The sequence below is a fragment of the Clostridioides sp. ZZV15-6598 genome (genome assembly GCF_020657705.1).
GTDB classification, from domain to species: domain Bacteria; phylum Bacillota; class Clostridia; order Peptostreptococcales; family Peptostreptococcaceae; genus Clostridioides; species Clostridioides difficile_F.
This window is the reverse complement of record NZ_JAGWCS010000290.1, coordinates 1-969: the sequence shown is the minus strand read 5'-3', so window position 1 is coordinate 969 and position 969 is coordinate 1. Positions and strand designations below refer to the sequence as shown.

Genomic DNA, 969 nt, shown 5'->3' with positions numbered 1-969 from the left:
TAGGAGATATTGATTTACAAAATTATATGTTAGTTGAGAAAGTAAAGCATACCTTTGAAAATAATTCACATTTCATGGATTTAACTTTAGTTGATGGAGATGAATTTGCTTCTTATTCTTCAAGCTCGTATAGTAGTGGAAATACTAACAATAAAGATGAAAAGAAAAATGGTCCTGCACAAAGTACTACGAAAAAAAATACAGGAAGAAAAGTACCAGCATTATTTACAGCATATTATCCTGGACCTGGTATAGAAGGTGGAGATAAAGATTGTACTGGTAAAAAATTAGTGCCTAAAAATCAAACTTGTGCAGCTCCTATGGATGTGAAGAAATATTATAAAAGTTGGTATAGTGAAAAGTTTTTAAAGGACCATCCATTTATAAAACTAAATGATAAGATTAAAGTTATATTACCAGGTTCATCTATAGATGGAAAAACCTATACAGTTAGAGATAACGGAAGTGCTATTAATATATCTTCCTCAGGAGTTTATGATATAGATATATTAATGTCTACAGCAAGTGAGTGCAATAGGTTTGGTAAAAGAAATGGGTATATAATTATAAATGGAGATGAAGAAGAAACTTATCAAATTCAAGGTAATAATCAAAGTAGTAGTACAAATAATAGCTCTAAAACAGATAAATTAATTAATCTAGCAAAAAGTAAATTAGGTTGTAAATATGTATATGGAGCTACAGGACCTAATAATTTTGATTGTTCTGGATTTACTCAATGGTGCTATAAAAATGCTTTAGGAATTACAATTCCAAGAGTATCGTCATCGCAAGGAAATGCAGGTAAAGGAGTAGATAAAAGCAATTTACAACGAGGAGACTTGGTGTTTTTTTCTAGTAATGGACCTAAAGGTAAGATAAATCATGTTGGTATGTATATTGGAAATAATGAGTTTATTCATTCTCCTCATACTGGTGATGTAGTAAAAATAACTAGCCTAAATGGAA

At 29.9% G+C, this 969-nt stretch carries 1 protein-coding gene; it reads left to right on the top strand.

The genetic code is table 11. The features are described from left to right. Window positions 1-969, top strand: a 969-nt coding sequence (locus KGF50_RS21630; RefSeq protein ID WP_227849967.1) for an NlpC/P60 family protein, incomplete at both ends; no start/stop codon positions are given.